This is a genomic window from Aquimarina hainanensis (assembly GCF_042684685.1).
In the GTDB taxonomy this organism is placed as follows: domain Bacteria; phylum Bacteroidota; class Bacteroidia; order Flavobacteriales; family Flavobacteriaceae; genus Aquimarina; species Aquimarina hainanensis.
The window spans coordinates 114,127-130,888 of sequence record NZ_JBHULX010000022.1 but is presented as its reverse complement, the minus strand read 5'-3'; the positions used below and the strand labels follow the sequence as shown (position 1 = coordinate 130,888).

Here is a 16,762-nt window from a genome sequence, read left to right as displayed (position 1 = left end):
TTATTATTTCATTTTATTCATCATCTGCATCATACGTTTGCCTCCGCCTCCTTGCATCATTTTCATCATCTTACTCATCTGGTCAAATTGTTTCAACAATTGATTTACCTGCTGTATTGATGTTCCAGAACCTTTTCCTATTCTTTTCTTTCTACTTGCATTTATTATTTGAGGTTTTGCTCGCTCTCCCGGTGTCATAGAATGAATAATTGCTTCAATATGCTTAAAAGCATCATCATCAATATCCACATTCTTCATCATTTTTCCTGCTCCAGGGATCATTCCAATCAGATCCTTCATATTCCCCATCTTTTTTACCTGTTGGATTTGTTTAAGAAAGTCATCAAACCCGAATTGATTTTTAGCAATCTTTTTCTGAAGTTTTCTAGCTTCCTCTTCATCAAATTGCTCCTGTGCTCTTTCTACAAGAGACACAACATCTCCCATTCCTAGAATACGATCTGCCATACGAGAAGGATAGAACACATCAATAGCTTCCATCTTTTCTCCTGTACCTATAAATTTAATAGGCTTGTTAACGACCGATTTAATAGAAATAGCCGCTCCTCCCCGGGTATCCCCATCTAGTTTTGTAAGGATTACTCCATCAAAATTAAGAACATCGTTGAAAGCTTTTGCTGTATTCACTGCATCTTGTCCTGTCATAGAATCCACTACAAACAAAGTCTCATGTGGTGTGATTGCTTTATGGATATTAGCGATCTCTGTCATCATTTCTTCATCAATCGCTAATCGCCCTGCCGTATCAATAATCACTACATTAAATCCATTCTCTTCAGCGTGAGCTACCCCTGCTTTTGCAATAGCAACAGCATCCGTATTCCCTCTATCACTAAATACCTCTACATCTATCTGTTCTCCTACTACATGTAACTGATCAATTGCCGCTGGTCGGTAAATATCACATGCTACTAATAAAACCTTCTTTGTTTTCTTCGTTTTAAGATAATTAGCAAGTTTTCCTGAAAAAGTCGTTTTTCCTGATCCTTGCAATCCGGACATCAAAATTACAGATGGCTTCCCTGATAAATTAACTCCTGCAGCGTCACCTCCCATCAAAGCTGTCAGCTCATCTTTGACTAGTTTCACCATTAATTGCCCGGGCTTCAGGCTTTTTAATACATCTTGCCCCAAGGCTTTTTCTTTTACTTTAGAAGTAAAATCTTTTGCTATTTTATAGTTAACATCCGCATCAACTAATGCTCTACGAACTTCTTTTAATGTTTCTGCTACGTTAATTTCTGTAATCTGACCGTGGCCTTTAAGAATATGTAACGCCTTATCTAACTTATCACTTAAATTATCAAACATATGCTTTCTTAATGTTTTGGATCTCTACTATTAGCAGCAGAGTAGAAAAATGCAAATTTAAGGATTTGAAGTGTATTTATAAAGAGGGTTTCATTATTATCTTGTTTTTTAAACTTCTATAAAAAACCAGGTATTTTATTTCTGTTTTCTAGAATTTATCAAGCTATTTTTCTCAAAAACAAAAAAGCCACCTGTATAAAACACAAGTGACTTTTTTTTTATTAGCATTACGATGCTGAGTCTTACATCCTGGAAGGAACATTAATTCCCAGCAAAGCAAAAGAAGACTTAATCGTTTCTCCTACTAAATTTGAGAGTTTTACTCTAAATTTTTTCTCTTCTTCAGTGGTCGCCCCAAAAATGGACACATTCTGAAAAAATGAGTTATAACTTTTTACCAAATCATATGCATAATTCGCCACCAATGCCGGACTCATTTCCTTAGCAGCATTCTGAATTACTTCTGGAAATTGCTCCAATTGCTTGATAACCTCTCTCTCTTTTGAATGAAGAATCACTGCTGTTTCTGATCCTTTCCAATCAAAATCTGCTTTCCTAAGAATTGCTTGTATTCTGGCATATGTATATTGTATAAAAGGTCCTGTATTCCCCTGGAAGTCTACAGACTCTTCGGGATTAAAAAGAATTCGCTTTCTCGGATCTACTTTTAAGATATAATACTTTAATGCGCCAAGACCTATAGTATTGTACACTTCTCTTTTCTCTTCTTCACTATAACCATCTAATTTCCCTAGCTCTTTTGATATTTCTCCGGCAGTGGTTGCCATTTCTTTTATCAAATCATCGGCATCTACCACAGTCCCTTCTCTACTTTTCATCTTCCCACTAGGCAGATCAACCATTCCATAGCTTAGGTGATGTAAGTTTGAAGCCCAATCATACCCTAGCTTTCTAAGAATTAAAAACAACACTTTGAAATGATAATCTTGCTCATTCCCTACCGTGTAAATCATTCCTCCAACATCGGTATTATCTTTTACCCTTTGGATCGCCGTTCCTATATCCTGCGTCATATACACAGCTGTTCCATCGCTTCTTAGCACCAATTTTTCATCCAAGCCTTCATCTGTCAAATCACACCATACAGACCCATCTTCTTTCTTAAAAAACACGCCTTTAGAGAGCCCTTCTTCTATATTATCTTTTCCTAACAAATAGGTATTACTCTCATAATAATAGCTATCAAAATCAACCCCTAACGCCGTGTATGTTGTTTCAAATCCATCATAAACCCATTGATTCATTGTTTTCCACAAAGCAACTACTTCTTCATCTCCTGCCTCCCACTTTCTAAGCATTTCCTGCGCTTCCAGGAAAATAGGAGCCTCTTTTTTAGCCTCTTCTTCTGTTTTTCCTGATTCGACCAATTCAGCTATTTGTTTTTTATACTCCTGATCAAATTTCACATAGTAGTTTCCTACCAATTTATCCCCTTTTAATCCCGAAGTTTCTGGGGTTTCCCCATTAGCAAATTGCTTCCAGGCGATCATCGATTTGCAAATATGGATTCCTCTATCATTAATGATTTGAGTTTTATACACTTTTTTACCACTCGCCTTAATAATCTCAGCAACACTATACCCTAATAAGTTATTTCGTATATGCCCTAAGTGCAATGGCTTATTTGTATTCGGGGAGGAATATTCCACCATAACCGCCTTATCTCCAGGAGTCGGTTCTACATATCCATAATTGGTTTCTTTTTCTATATCAGCAATAAGGCTGAGATAATATGCATCTGACACTACCAGGTTCAAAAATCCTTTTACAACATTAAAAGCACTGATTTCTTCCACCGTGCGAACAAGATACTCTCCTATAGCTTCTCCTATCTGAACAGGATTACCTTTTACAACCCTTAACATTGGAAATACTACTACTGTAATATCTCCTTCAAATTCTTTTCGGGTTGCTTGAAATTCAACAGTCTCTAAAGTAGCTTTATAGAGCTCTAGCACTGCTGCTTGTACATGTTTTGAAATCGTTTGTTGTAAAGTCATTTTATAAGCCTTTCTGACATTAAAGATTTTATCTTTTGGCAACCGATTTATGGCATCTTTTCTTTCTAAACTCATACAAAAGTTCCCTTTTCATCCGCATAGAATACTGCGATTTCCACAAAATCAATCTTGCCTTATAATGAAGCTGCAAAGATAATAGATTTCCGACGTACTTTTAACCTTTGCTCATCATTTCCATACTTCATAACAGAACTCCATAAAAAAAGCGATATGTTGATTTACATATCGCTTTTTGCTTAGTTATATTATTACATTATTCCTGATCTACAAAATCAGAAAGAACTTTATTTTCTAACACCCGAAGAGTATTATCTCTAACTTCGATCATAAGTCCATGAACTGTACAGGCATCTTCATCCGGACAATCATCGCATTTTTCATAAAAATTAAGACTTACACAGGGCAACATCGCTATGGGACCTTCCAACACTCTAATAATGGAAGCCATTGTGATATCTTCTGCTTTTTTTAGCAAATAATATCCTCCACCCTTACCTTTTTTAGAACCTAAAATTCCATTTTTACGCAGTGTCAACAGGATACTCTCTAAAAATTTTTGAGATATATTTTCATTTTTGGCTATCTCAGAGATCAAGACTGGTTTATCAGACTTCTTTCTGGCTATATAGGTCAATGCCTTTAAGCCATATTTTGTTTTTTTAGAAAGCATACAATCAATTCAATTACTTCTTTGGCAGAAAAACTTCTGCCATCATGCACCTTGCACTTCCCCCTCCTAATGTTTCTATAGTAGTTAGGTCACTATGTAAAATTAAGCAATGCTTTTCTATTTTAAAAATCTGTTCTTTTGTCAGACTATTATATGCAGAAGAGGACATCACCAAATACCTTTTATCCTCTTCTCCAACCACTTGAAGCATATTTCCTGCAAATTGATGTACCTGCGCTTCCGTAATTGCGATAACTTCTTTTCCGTCTTCTTTCAAATGTTTCAAAACATTCTTTCGTTCTTTTTTATCATCGATACTGTCCAAACAGACAATTGCCAATGTTTCTCCAACTCCCATCATCACATTCGTATGATAAATAGGCAGCCTTTCTCCTGCTACAGTCTGATATGCTGTAAAAATAACTGGAGTATATTCAAAATCTTCACAGAATTCAATAAACAATTCTTCATCTGCTCTAGGAGATAATGCACAATACGCCTTTCTGTGTTTTCTGTCTAAAATCAGACTTCCGGTTCCTTCTAAAAAGATATTTTCTTCTTCTGCCAACGTATAATCAATCACATTCTTGATTTCAAAACCAGCATCTTCGACGGCTTCCAACACCTCTTGACGTCTTTCTTTTCGTCTATTCTCAGCAAACATCGGGTATAAGCCAATATCTCCATTCTCATGAAATGAGACCCAGTTATTAGGGAATACAGCATCTGGTGTATCATGAGCGGGATCATCATTCACAACAATCACATGAACTCCAACTTTCTTTAATGCTTCAACAAAAGCATCAAATTCTTGCTGTGCTTTGCTATTAGCAGTTGCTGCCAATATGCCACCGTCTTCCTGATAATAATTATTAACCGCCGTTTGCTCATTCATCCTGAATTGAACAGGGCGGATCATCACAATAGTATTAGTTACTTGCTTTTCCAACGTCTTTATCTTAACTCAACATTTTTTCGGTAATGGTTGCTGTTGCAGCTTTCAACACATCAAAGGCTGCTTCTGCCATTCTGTTTCCTTTATTATCCAGCGTAGGATTCACTTCTACTACTTCAAAACAAACTACTTTCTTCGTTTCTATAAATTGCTGAATAATATAAATAGCTTCTTCTATATCAAACCCCTTGGAAACCGGTGTTCCAGTTCCTTTGGATATCAAATCACAATCCATACTATCCACATCAAAAGACACATAAACGACATCACAGGCATCTAATCGCTCAATTGCTTCCTTCACGCATTGTTCAAACCCCCGGTATCGCATTTCTGCAACAGAATAGTTTTTAATTTCATTTTTTGCAATTAATCCCTCTTCCGGTTCTTCTGTATCTCTTACGCCAAAATACACAACATGCTCATGTTTTACCTTCTGCCCTTCGATTCCAATATTTTTCATTTTATCCCACAAGCCAACGGTTTCTTCTGACACATCATTAATCTTGAAATCCAGGTTATCATCTGCAAGTGCAGCTGCTAATGGCATTCCATGAATGTTTCCCGAAGGAGAGGTGTAAGGAGAATGAACGTCTGCATGCGCATCTACCCATACAACTCCGATTGTTTTTTCGGGATGAGCTGCTTTTATACCACTAATGGTACCTAAAGCAGATGAATGATCTCCTGATAATACTACAGGGTATGTATTATTTTTTAGACTATTTTCCACACTATTACTCAATCGCGTACATACATTAACAACACTTCCTATTCGCTTTGCGAATGAGTTATTCACCTTATTATAAATTGTTTCATTTTCTGTTTCTACATTTTCGTATGCATACAGATTAAAATAATCATCGTTTTTATTAATTGCGGCAATCTCAATTGCATCAATCCCTAAATCAGACCCTCTTGTACCTGCTCCTATATCTGATCTATTTTTAATTAACTTGATTTCTTTCATTATTTTCTACCAATTATTAATAGTTTTCAAAAATACTCAAGATTTAAAACAATCTTTATACGAATTTCACAAATTTCAAAAACATATAAAAAAAAGAAAAGCCTTACTTCTATATTACATAGGTAAGGCTTTTCTCTATATGATTTTTAAAAATCTTATCTTTTTTCCAGATCGACAAACTCTCTATAGTTCTCTCCTACATATATTTGTCTCGGTCTTCCGATTGGCTCTTTGCGTAATCGCATTTCTCTCCATTGTGCTATCCATCCTGGTAATCTACCCAATGCAAACATCACAGTAAACATTTCTGTAGGAATTCCTAATGCTCTGTATATAATTCCTGAGTAGAAATCTACATTAGGGTACAGTTTTCTTTTCACGAAGTATTCATCTTCCAGCGCTACTGAAGCCAAGCCTTTAGCTATATCTAATACCGGATCTTCAATTCCTAAATCTCCTAAAACTTCTTCTGCAGATTTTTTAATAATTTTTGCTCTTGGATCAAAGTTTTTATACACTCTGTGTCCGAATCCCATCAATCGGAATGGATCTTCTTTATCTTTTGCTTTAGCGATATACTTTGCCGTATCTCCACCATCTGCTTTGATTGCCTCCAACATTTCGATTACCGCCTGATTAGCCCCTCCATGCAAAGGACCCCATAAAGCTGAGATTCCTGCTGATAAAGAAGCAAACAAACCTGCATGCGATGATCCTACAATTCGTACAGTGGAAGTAGAACAGTTTTGTTCATGATCAGCATGTAAAATAAGTAATTTGTCCAGTGCATCATTTACTATGCTATTTGCTTCGTATGCTTTATTAGGTCTAGAGAACATCATTTTGCATAAATTCTCTACATACCCTAATGAATTATCTCCATAATCTAACGGAAGACTTTTTCTCTTCCTCATAGTCCATGCTGCCAAAACAGGGAATTTCCCCATGATCTTAACAATAGCGTTATACATTGCTTCTTCTGAATCTACATCTACAGATCCCGGATTGAAGGCTATCAGCGCACTTGTCAAAGAAGAAAGCACTCCCATTGGGTGCGCACTTTTAGGGAAACCATCCAGTATCTTCTTCATATCTTCATCTACATGAGACTCTTCTTTGATATCTTTATCGAATTTCTCTAGTTGTTCTTTGGTTGGCAACTCTCCAAATATAAGAAGATACGCTACCTCTAAGAAGTCTGCTTTTTCTGCTAATTCTTCTATAGAATACCCTCTATATCTCAAAATACCTTTCTCTCCATCTAAGAAAGTAATCGCGCTTTCACAACTTCCAGTATTTTTATATCCTGGATCAATAGTGGTAACTCCTCCGGTAGCTCCCCGAAGTACTTTTATATCGATTCCTAATTCGTTCTCAGTTCCTTCTATAATAGGGAATTCATACCTATTACCATCTATTTCTAACGTTGCTTTTTTTGACATATGATTATTCAGAATTTTCTATTAAAAAGTGTTGCTAATTTACAAAATATAGTCTTAATTTTTACTTAATACGATCATGATTTTTGCGCAAAAAACTCTTTTTTTTAAGTACAAATCAATTTTATTATTTTTTTATTATTTCCTGGATTCTTCTTCTTACAAAAACAAAAAAAGAGGATGCCTACACATCCTCTTTTCTATTTCATTATTACAAAGCAAATTACGAAAGAACTTCTTCTCTTTTTTGCTTTACTTTAAAAGCTTTATCTTGTGGATAGTATGCTACAGTTCCTAATTCTTCTTCTATACGTAATAACTGATTGTACTTTGCCATTCGGTCACTTCTAGAAGCTGAACCTGTCTTAATCTGTCCTGTATTTAATGCTACTGCCAGATCTGCAATTGTATTATCTTCTGTTTCTCCAGAACGATGAGACATTACAGAAGTATACCCTGCATTATGCGCCATATTTACAGCTGCTATTGTTTCTGTCAATGTACCAATCTGATTTACTTTAATCAAAATAGAGTTTGCAATCCCATTCTCTATTCCTTTAGAAAGTCTTTCTACATTAGTCACGAACAAATCATCTCCTACCAACTGTACACTATCTCCAACTTTTTCTGTAAGATATTTCCATCCTTGCCAGTCATTTTCATCCATTCCATCTTCTATAGAAATGATCGGATATTTTGACGCCAATTCTGCTAAATAATCAGCTTGCTCTTCACTTGTTCTAATCTTTCCTTTATCACCTTCAAACTTGGTGTAATCATATTTACCATCAACATAAAACTCGGCAGAAGCACAATCCAAAGCAATCATCACTTCATCTCCTAATTTATATCCTGCCTTATCTACAGCTAATGCAATAGATTCTAACGCATCTTCCGTACCATCTAATGTAGGAGCAAACCCTCCTTCATCTCCAACAGCAGTACTCAATCCTCTATCGTGTAATACTTTCTTTAGGTTGTGAAAAATTTCAGTTCCTATCTGCATGGCATGTGTAAAATTTTTAGCCTTTACCGGCATGACCATAAATTCCTGGAATGCTATCGGAGCGTCGCTATGAGATCCCCCATTAATGATATTCATCATAGGAACTGGTAAGGTATTTGCACTAACCCCTCCTATATATCTGTATAATGGCAAATTCAATTCGTTAGCCGCTGCTTTTGCTACCGCCAAAGAAACTCCTAAAATTGCATTTGCTCCTAATTTTGATTTATTAGGAGTACCATCCAATTCGATCATCGCCTGATCAATCAGGTTTTGATCAAAAATAGAATAGCCTAGCAATTCTTCTGCAATTATTGTATTTACATTTTCCACCGCTTTAAGAACTCCTTTTCCCATATAGGTTGTTCCTCCATCTCTAAGCTCAACAGCTTCATGTTCTCCTGTAGATGCTCCTGATGGTACAGCTGCTCTACCTAAAACGCCATTCTCTGTAATAACATCAACCTCTACCGTAGGGTTACCACGGGAATCTAAGATTTGTCTAGCGTGAATATTAACAATTACACTCATGTTTTCGTTTTATTTTTTGACAGTTATAATTATTTGCAATATACAAAACCGGTATATTCTGACCGTATTTAACAGTCATCTAATTTACTGCATTAATCCCTTTAAACACTGTAAAGTTATCAACTACAACGTTATCGGTAACACATTATCATTTTAGGCTTTACAAATTGAAAATAAAGGAAAAATACCCCTATTATTTTATCTTTTTTATATTTTCTATGAATTGATCAAATAAATAAACAGAATCATTTGGTCCTGGACTTGCTTCCGGGTGATACTGTACTGAGAAACAGTTTTTATTTTTCATTCTGATTCCAGCTACTGTATCATCATTTAAATGCAAATGCGTCACCTCTATTTCTTCATTTTTCTCTGCTTCTTCTCTATTAATAGCAAACCCGTGATTCTGAGATGTGATTTCTCCTTTACCCGTAAGCAAATTCTTCACCGGGTGATTGATTCCTCTATGCCCGTTATGCATTTTATATGTACTAATCCCATTAGCTAATGCAATAACCTGGTGTCCAAGACATATTCCAAACAAAGGCAAATCTCTTTTAATAATTTCTTTGGCTGTATTAATTGCTTCTTCTAATGGTTCAGGGTCTCCAGGACCATTAGATAAGAAATATCCATCAGGCTTCCATTCACTTAATTCTTCGAAAGTACTATTATATGGAAACACTTTGATATACGCTCCTCTTTTTGCAAGATTTCTAAGTATATTCTTCTTAATTCCTAGATCTAACGCTGATACTTTATAAGGTGCTTCAGGATCTCCAAAGAAATAAGGCTCTTTTGTTGATACTTTAGACGCCAGTTCCAAACCGTTCATATCCGGAACTGCTGCTAATTTTTCTTTTAATGCATCTACATCGTCTACTTCTGTAGAAATAACGGCATTCATTGTTCCATTATCTCTGATATAACTAACCAATGCTCTTGTATCCACATCAGAAATAGCCAATAAATTATTTGCTTCAAGAAATTCCTGTAAAGACGAATCCGCTGATACTCTAGAATACTCATAGCTAAAGTTCTTAACGATTAATCCTGCTATTTTTACAGAGTCTGACTCAACTTCTTCTTCATTGGTTCCATAATTACCAATATGCGCATTAGTTGTCACCATCAATTGCCCATAGTAAGATGGGTCGGTAAAAATCTCCTGATATCCTGTCATACCAGTATTAAAACATACTTCACCAAAAGCGCTTCCTTCTTTTCCTACTGCTTTTCCGTAGAAAATTGTTCCGTCTGCTAATAAAAGAATTGCCTTTTTACGAGATTGATATTTCATCCTAAATTTACTTTTTTCAAAAAATCCCCACTACTGCGGAAATGAACCTATTTATTATTTATTTACTCAAAAAAAAAGGATAAACGTTAAACGCCTATCCTTTATAATTATGTGTGTTTCACACTTTTCATTTATTCTTCTTCAGAGCTATTAGTTTCAGCTACTGGTGCTGCTGGTGCAGTACTAGCTTTTCTTCTACCTCTTCTAGTAGATTTTTTCTTCGCTGGCTTATTAGCATTGTACAACTCATTATAATCAACAAGTTCTATCATTGCCATATCAGCGTTATCTCCTAAACGATTTCCCAGTTTAATAATTCTGGTGTATCCTCCAGGTCGATCTCCTACTTTAGCAGCTACCTCACGGAACAATTCTGTTACCGCATACTTGTTACGCAATCTAGAGAAAACAATACGTCTGTTATGTGTAGTATCTTCTTTAGATTTTGTTACTAAAGGCTCTACAAATTGTTTTAATGCTTTTGCCTTTGCTACTGTAGTGTTGATTCTTTTATGTTCAATTAGGGAACATGCCATATTCGCAAGCATAGACTTACGGTGTGCAGTTTTTCTTCCTAAGTGATTGAATTTTTTTCCGTGTCTCATGACATTTAATTTTAATCATCATCTTGCTACAACCCTCTTTGGGGAGCAAAATATGACTGATTAGTCTTTATCTAATTTATATTTTGAAAGATCCATACCAAAGTTAAGCCCTTTAACATTTACTAGTTCTTCTAGTTCTGTCAAAGATTTCTTACCGAAGTTACGGAACTTCATTAAATCGTTTTTATTATACGATACTAAGTCACCCAAAGTATCAACTTCTGCTGCTTTCAAACAGTTAAGAGCTCGCACAGAAAGATCCATATCTATTAACTTAGTTTTTAATAGCTGTCTCATATGCAATGATTCCTCATCATATGTTTCTGTTTGTGCAATCTCATCAGCTTCTAAGGTAATACGCTCATCAGAGAACAACATAAAGTGATGGATCAATATTTTTGCTGCTTCTGTCAACGCTTCTTTTGGATGTATTGATCCGTCTGTTACGATTTCAAAAACAAGTTTTTCGTAATCCGTTTTTTGTTCTACACGATAGTTTTCTATACTATATTTTACATTCTTTATAGGCGTATAAATTGAATCTGTAAAAATAGTCCCTATTGGTGCATTTGCCTTCTTATTCTCTTCAGCAGGAACATACCCTCTTCCTTTCTCAATAGAAATTTCGAGATTAAGTGCTACTTTTTTATCCATATTACAGATTACCAAATCTGGGTTTAACACCTGAAATCCGGATATAAATTTTTGAAAATCTCCAGCAGTTAATTGCTCTTGCCCTGATACAGAGATTGTCACTGATTCATTATCCACATCTTCGATTTGACGTTTAAAACGTACTTGTTTAAGATTAAGGATAATTTCAGTAACATCTTCTACTACTCCTGATATAGTAGAAAACTCATGATCTACTCCTTCAATTTTTAAAGAAGTAATAGCGAATCCCTCTAAAGAAGATAACAAAACTCTACGTAAAGCGTTACCAACTGTTAATCCGTACCCTGGTTCTAATGGTCTGAATTCAAACTTACCATCGAACTCAGTAGAGTCTATCATGATAACTTTATCGGGCTTCTGAAAATTTAATATTGCCATGTTATTGTTTCTTCTATGAGTTATTACTTAGAATATAATTCGACTATAAACTGTTCGTTTATGTTTTCTGGAATCTGAATTCTAGACGGAACAGCTACAAATGTACCTGTTTTTGTATCATTATTGAATGTAATCCACTCATATACGCTACTGTTTGCTGCTAATGAATTCTGGATTACTTCTAGTGATTTTGATTTTTCTCTAACTCCTACTACATCTCCTGCTTTTAGTCTGTATGAAGGAATATTTACTAATTCTCCATTAACAGTGATGTGTCTGTGCGATACTAATTGCCTCGCTCCTCTTCTTGAGTTAGACAATCCCATTCTGTACACTACATTATCTAATCTGGATTCACAAAGCTGAAGTAAAACCTCCCCTGTAATTCCTTGAGAACGGGTTGCTTTTTCGAACATGTTACGGAACTGGCGTTCTAAAATTCCGTATGTATATTTAGCTTTTTGCTTTTCCATTAACTGGATTGCATATTCACTTTTCTTTCCTCTTCGTCTGTTATTTCCGTGCTGACCTGGAGGATAATTTCTTTTTTCGAAAGATTTGTCATCTCCGAATATCGCTTGACCAAATTTTCGAGCGATTTTAGTTTTTGGACCAGTATATCTTGCCATTACTATTGATTTAATTAATGAGGTGATTATGAATTAAGGTCTCTTTCCTTCGATAACCAGCTTTCCTCTTTTTTGATTTACGTTATCTTAATTGTTATTGTCCTAGTCAAAAGAATTATACTCTTCTTCTTTTTGGAGGACGACATCCATTATGCGGCATTGGTGTTACATCGATTATTTCTGTAACTTCAATTCCTGCATTATGTAAAGAACGGATAGCAGATTCTCTACCATTTCCAGGTCCTTTTACATATACTTTAACTTTTTTCAATCCAGCTTCGATTGCTACTTTAGAAGCATCTTCAGCTGCTAATTGTGCTGCATATGGAGTGTTCTTTTTAGAACCTCTAAATCCCATTTTACCAGCTGAAGACCATGAAATCACGTCTCCTTTTTTGTTTGTTAAAGATATAATAATATTGTTAAAAGAAGCAGTAACGTGTGCTTCTCCAACAGCTTCAACAATTACTTTACGTTTTTTTGAAGTTGACTTTGCCATACTACTTATTATTTAGTTGCTTTTTTCTTGTTAGCAACTGTTTTTCTTCTTCCTTTACGTGTTCTAGAGTTATTCTTAGTACGTTGTCCTCTTAAAGGTAACCCAGCTCTGTGACGGATTCCTCTATAACAACCGATATCCATCAAACGCTTGATGTTAAGCTGTACTTCTGAACGTAATTCTCCTTCAATGGTATAGGCTCCTACAGCTTCACGAATACGACCTATTTGGTCATCATTCCAGTCAGAAACTTTTATACTCTCATCTACTTTGGCAGTTTCTAAAATTTCTTTAGCTCTACTTCTACCAATTCCGAAGATATAGGTTAATGCTATAACTCCTCGCTTTTGTTTAGGTATATCTACCCCTGCAATTCTTGCCATAATTACCCTTGTCTTTGTTTAAATCTAGGATTCTTTTTATTAATTACGTAAAGTCGGCCTTTTCTACGCACAATCTTGCACTCGGCACTTCTCTTTTTTAATGATGCTCTAACTTTCATCTCTTTGGTTTTAATTCCCAAAATGTAACCGGGTTACATTTTGGGATATATCATTAACAAGATTTTTTCAGTTTGCAAAAGTATAGAAAAAATCTTAATTAACTAATATTAAAATTATATTAGTATCTATATGTGATACGAGCCTTTGATAAATCGTATGGACTCATCTCTAATTTCACCTTATCTCCAGGTAATAATTTTATATAATGCATACGCATCTTACCTGATATATGAGCTGTCACTACGTGACCATTTTCTAATTCCACTCGAAACATCGCATTTGATAACGCTTCGATAATACTACCATCTTGCTCTATTGCTGGTTGCTTTGCCATATTATGCTACTGCTTTACGGTTTTTTCCAGTTTTCATTAATCCATCATAATGTCTATTCAACAAATATGAGTTTACTTGCTGTACTGTGTCTATTGCTACTCCTACCATAATTAACAGAGAAGTACCTCCAAAGAACAATGCCCATCCTTGCTGCACATCTAATAATTTCACTGCTATTGCAGGAAAAATTGCTATCAATGCTAAAAATATAGAACCTGGCAATGTGATCTGAGACATAATTCTATCTAGATATTCTGATGTTTCACTTCCTGGTCTGATTCCTGGTATAAATCCTCCACTACGTTTTAGATCATCTGCCATTTTATTGGTCGGAACGGTAATCGCCGTATAGAAGTAGGTAAACACTATAATTAATAATGCGAATACCAGATTATACCAAAATCCAAAGATATCTGTAAAGGCAGCTGCAACTCCTTGAGCAGCTTCTGAATCAGAAACTTTTCCTGCTACCAGAGCAGGTAAGAACATAATTGCCTGTGCAAATATAATTGGCATTACTCCAGATGCATTTAGCTTTAAAGGAATATACTGTCTAGAACCAAATACGTTCTTCTCATATCCTCCACTTGCCGTTCTTCTTGCATACTGTACCGGTATCTGACGCACTGCCATTACCAGTAAGATAGAAGCTAAAATAATCACAAACCAGATAACCAATTCTATCAATACCATAATCATTCCTCCTCCGTCTCCAGAAACTCTAGAAAAGAAGTTTTGTACAAATGATTGTGGTAAGGTAGCAATAATACCTACCATAATCAGTAATGAGATTCCATTACCGATTCCTTTATCAGTAATTCTCTCCCCTAACCACATTGCAAAAATACATCCGGTAGTTAAGATGATCACAGATGATACAACAAAAATCGTTTGGTTTGGTAATACAAAAGCGGACCCCGGTAATGTCGCAAAAAGGTTATAAATATAACCAGGACCTTGCACCAAAGTAATAGCAATTGTCAACCAACGTGTGATTTGATTGATCTTCTTTCTTCCACTTTCCCCTTCTTTTTGTAATTTCTGAAGATATGGTATTGCGATACCCATCAACTGAACTACAATAGAAGCGGAGATATACGGCATGATCCCCAGAGCAAATACAGATGCATTCGAAAATGCTCCTCCAGTAAATGCATTTAGGAGACCTAATAATCCCTTATCTGTTTGTGTAGCTAAATTTGCTAATTGAGATGCATCTATACCAGGCAGTACAACTTGCGCACCAAAACGATACACTAAAAGCAATCCTAATGTAATTAAGATTCTATTTTTTAGCTCTTCGATTTTCCATATGTTTTTTATTGTATCAATAAATTTCATGAGTTCTCTTTTATAAGGTTACTGCTTCACCTCCAGCTGCTTCGATAGCAGCTTTAGCTGTCGCTGTGAATTTATGCGCCGATACTTTTAGTTTCGCTTTTAGCTCACCTCTACCTAGTATTTTTACCAAGTCTGTTTTTCTAGCAAGTCTAGTAGCTAACAATACGTCAAGATCAACTGTATCAGTAATTTTACCAGCGTCCACTAACTTCTGTAAAGTATCTAAGTTTACACCTTGATACTCTTTTCTATTAATATTTTTGAAACCAAACTTAGGTACACGTCTTTGAAGAGGCATCTGTCCACCTTCAAATCCTATTTTTCTAGAATAACCAGAACGAGACTTCGCTCCTTTATGACCACGAGCAGAAGTTCCTCCTTTTCCAGATCCTTGACCACGTCCTAATCGTTTAGAGTTATTCTTTACCGAACCTGCAGCAGGTTTTAAATTACTTAAATCCATGTGCTTTTATTATTTTGTTTCTACTGAAACTAAATGTTTAACTTTATTTACCATCCCAAGGATATTAGGAGTATCTTCATGCTCCACAACCTGACCAATCTTTTTAAGACCTAAAGCCTCCAGCGTTCTTTTTTGTCTCTGGGTGCGATTAATCTCACTTCTTACTTTAGTTATTTTAATCTTTGCCATCGTTCCTAATTTTATCCTTTAAACACTTTTTCTAGTGAAACACCACGTTGAGCAGCTACTTGTTGCGGACTACGCAATTGTAACAATGCATCAAAAGTTGCTTTCACCACGTTATGTGGGTTAGACGATCCTTGGTTTTTAGAAAGTACATCATGCACTCCAACAGATTCTAATACAGCACGGATTGCTCCACCTGCAATAACTCCTGTACCCGTAGCAGCCGGCATAAGTAGTACTCTCGCACCACCGTATTTACCTTTTTGCTCATGAGGCAAGGTTCCTTTTTGTAATGGAATACGTACTAGGTTTTTCTTAGCATCTTCTACTGCTTTTGCAATAGCTTCTGCTACTTCTTTAGATTTCCCCAGACCGTGTCCTACTACACCGTTTTCATCTCCTACAACTACAATAGCAGAGAAACCAAATGCTCTACCTCCTTTTGTTACTTTAGTAACACGTTGTACACCAACTAAACGATCTTTTAATTCAAGTCCACTTGGTTTTACTAATTCTGCGTTTTTATATTTCTGATACATAATTTCTTAGAATTTTAATCCTGCTTCTCTAGCTCCTTCTGCTAATGACTTAACTCTACCATGATACAAGTAACCACCTCTATCAAATGATACTGTTTCTACACCAGCACTTTTTGCTTTTTCTGCAAGGGTTTTTCCAACCAAGTTCGCTTTTTCAATTTTATTTCCAGATGCCGAAGCAATGTCTTTATCTCTAGAAGAAGCTGTTGCAAGAGTTACTCCTGTAACATCATTTATGATCTGTGCATAAATCTCTTTATTACTTCTGTATACAGATAATCTAGGACGTTGTTCTGTTCCGTTTACTTTACCACGGATTCGCTTTCTTATCTTTAATCTTCTTAAATCTTTTGAGAATGCCATACCT

The 16,762-nt window shown here is 35.6% G+C and carries 20 protein-coding genes; all 20 read right to left on the bottom strand.

From position 1 onward, the window contains the following. Window positions 1-3: 3 nt before the first annotated feature. The 20 genes from ffh to rplR all read right to left on the bottom strand — a co-directional run bounded on the left by ffh (window position 4) and on the right by rplR (window position 16,758). Window positions 4-1,332 (bottom strand): signal recognition particle protein, encoded by a 1,329-nt coding sequence (ffh, locus tag ACFSTE_RS12720; RefSeq protein ID WP_176027217.1) that lies wholly within the window; start codon window positions 1,330-1,332, stop codon window positions 4-6. A 242-nt stretch (window positions 1,333-1,574) separates the two neighbouring features. Further along, window positions 1,575-3,353, bottom strand: coding sequence for an arginine--tRNA ligase (gene argS, locus ACFSTE_RS12715; protein ID WP_378258875.1), 1,779 nt, complete (start codon window positions 3,351-3,353; stop codon window positions 1,575-1,577). Window positions 3,354-3,627: 274 nt separating this feature from the next. Continuing rightward, window positions 3,628-4,044, bottom strand: a complete 417-nt coding sequence (locus ACFSTE_RS12710) for an RrF2 family transcriptional regulator (RefSeq protein ID WP_176027218.1) — start codon at window positions 4,042-4,044, stop codon at window positions 3,628-3,630. A 13-nt stretch (window positions 4,045-4,057) separates the two neighbouring features. Continuing rightward, entirely contained in the window at window positions 4,058-4,963 is a 906-nt protein-coding gene (ctlX, locus tag ACFSTE_RS12705; protein ID WP_378258873.1) for a citrulline utilization hydrolase CtlX, read from the bottom strand. Window positions 4,964-5,003: 40 nt separating this feature from the next. Further along, window positions 5,004-5,966 carry an arginase gene (locus tag ACFSTE_RS12700; protein WP_254884075.1) on the bottom strand — a complete coding sequence of 321 codons (963 nt, stop codon included), beginning with the start codon at window positions 5,964-5,966 and terminating at the stop codon, window positions 5,004-5,006. A gap of 155 nt (window positions 5,967-6,121) precedes the next feature. Next, window positions 6,122-7,408: a citrate synthase gene (locus ACFSTE_RS12695; protein WP_176027220.1), complete on the bottom strand. Its 1,287-nt coding sequence runs from the start codon at window positions 7,406-7,408 to the stop codon at window positions 6,122-6,124. A gap of 220 nt (window positions 7,409-7,628) precedes the next feature. Then, window positions 7,629-8,942 carry a phosphopyruvate hydratase gene (gene eno / locus ACFSTE_RS12690; RefSeq protein WP_378253400.1) on the bottom strand — a complete coding sequence of 438 codons (1,314 nt, stop codon included), beginning with the start codon at window positions 8,940-8,942 and terminating at the stop codon, window positions 7,629-7,631. Window positions 8,943-9,135: 193 nt separating this feature from the next. After that, the gene (gene carA, locus ACFSTE_RS12685) at window positions 9,136-10,242 is read right to left on the bottom strand and encodes a glutamine-hydrolyzing carbamoyl-phosphate synthase small subunit (protein ID WP_378253398.1); all 1,107 of its coding nucleotides are present in this window, start codon (window positions 10,240-10,242) and stop codon (window positions 9,136-9,138) included. Between the two features lie 131 nt (window positions 10,243-10,373). Beyond that, window positions 10,374-10,847 carry a 50S ribosomal protein L17 gene (rplQ, locus tag ACFSTE_RS12680; protein ID WP_176027223.1) on the bottom strand — a complete coding sequence of 158 codons (474 nt, stop codon included), beginning with the start codon at window positions 10,845-10,847 and terminating at the stop codon, window positions 10,374-10,376. Between the two features lie 60 nt (window positions 10,848-10,907). Next, entirely contained in the window at window positions 10,908-11,900 is a 993-nt protein-coding gene (locus tag ACFSTE_RS12675; protein ID WP_176027224.1) for a DNA-directed RNA polymerase subunit alpha, read from the bottom strand. 23 nt (window positions 11,901-11,923) lie between these two features. Beyond that, complete coding sequence (rpsD, locus tag ACFSTE_RS12670) at window positions 11,924-12,529, bottom strand: 30S ribosomal protein S4 (protein WP_176027225.1); 606 nt, start codon at window positions 12,527-12,529, stop codon at window positions 11,924-11,926. A gap of 115 nt (window positions 12,530-12,644) precedes the next feature. Next, entirely contained in the window at window positions 12,645-13,028 is a 384-nt protein-coding gene (rpsK, locus tag ACFSTE_RS12665) for a 30S ribosomal protein S11 (RefSeq protein ID WP_176027226.1), read from the bottom strand. 8 nt (window positions 13,029-13,036) lie between these two features. After that, the gene (gene rpsM / locus ACFSTE_RS12660; RefSeq protein WP_176027227.1) at window positions 13,037-13,411 is read right to left on the bottom strand and encodes a 30S ribosomal protein S13; all 375 of its coding nucleotides are present in this window, start codon (window positions 13,409-13,411) and stop codon (window positions 13,037-13,039) included. A gap of 2 nt (window positions 13,412-13,413) precedes the next feature. Further along, a complete protein-coding gene (gene ykgO, locus ACFSTE_RS12655; RefSeq protein WP_073316873.1) occupies window positions 13,414-13,530 on the bottom strand; it encodes a type B 50S ribosomal protein L36 in 117 nt (38 codons plus the stop codon). Between the two features lie 119 nt (window positions 13,531-13,649). Next, entirely contained in the window at window positions 13,650-13,865 is a 216-nt protein-coding gene (gene infA, locus ACFSTE_RS12650) for a translation initiation factor IF-1 (RefSeq protein WP_010181908.1), read from the bottom strand. A gap of 1 nt (window position 13,866) precedes the next feature. After that, complete coding sequence (secY, locus tag ACFSTE_RS12645; protein ID WP_176027228.1) at window positions 13,867-15,207, bottom strand: preprotein translocase subunit SecY; 1,341 nt, start codon at window positions 15,205-15,207, stop codon at window positions 13,867-13,869. Window positions 15,208-15,217: 10 nt separating this feature from the next. Continuing rightward, window positions 15,218-15,670, bottom strand: coding sequence for a 50S ribosomal protein L15 (gene rplO / locus ACFSTE_RS12640; protein ID WP_176027229.1), 453 nt, complete (start codon window positions 15,668-15,670; stop codon window positions 15,218-15,220). A gap of 9 nt (window positions 15,671-15,679) precedes the next feature. Continuing rightward, entirely contained in the window at window positions 15,680-15,859 is a 180-nt protein-coding gene (gene rpmD, locus ACFSTE_RS12635) for a 50S ribosomal protein L30 (RefSeq protein ID WP_176027230.1), read from the bottom strand. Between the two features lie 11 nt (window positions 15,860-15,870). Beyond that, window positions 15,871-16,395 (bottom strand): 30S ribosomal protein S5, encoded by a 525-nt coding sequence (gene rpsE / locus ACFSTE_RS12630; RefSeq protein WP_176027231.1) that lies wholly within the window; start codon window positions 16,393-16,395, stop codon window positions 15,871-15,873. Between the two features lie 6 nt (window positions 16,396-16,401). Beyond that, window positions 16,402-16,758: a 50S ribosomal protein L18 gene (rplR, locus tag ACFSTE_RS12625; RefSeq protein ID WP_176027232.1), complete on the bottom strand. Its 357-nt coding sequence runs from the start codon at window positions 16,756-16,758 to the stop codon at window positions 16,402-16,404. Window positions 16,759-16,762 lie beyond the last annotated feature (4 nt).